The 274-nt window shown below is 69.0% G+C and carries 1 protein-coding gene; it reads left to right on the plus strand.

The window, feature by feature from the left end; genetic code table 11:
* The coding region (locus ACSNOK_RS34245) for a flagellar basal body P-ring protein FlgI (RefSeq protein WP_436784631.1) at positions 1–274 on the plus strand (274 nt) is incomplete at both ends.

Here is a 274-nt window from a genome sequence, read left to right on the forward strand (position 1 = left end):
GCCCTACACCAAGCAGGCCCTGGCCAACTACCTGGAGCAGATGGGCATCTCGCTGCCCGCCACAGGCAACGCGGGCCAGCTGCAGCTCAAGAACGTGGCGGCCGTGATCGTCACCGCCGAGCTGCCGGCCTTTGCCCAGCCAGGCCAGACCATCGACGTGGTCGTCTCCTCCGTGGGCAATGCCAAGTCGCTCAAGGGCGGCACCCTGGTGACCACGCCGCTGCGCGGTGCCGACGGCGAGATCTACGCGCTGGCCCAGGGCAACCTCGTGGTC

Origin of the sequence: Streptomyces sp. URMC 126 (assembly GCF_051386555.1) — a bacterium.
Classification (GTDB): domain Bacteria; phylum Actinomycetota; class Actinomycetes; order Streptomycetales; family Streptomycetaceae; genus Streptomyces.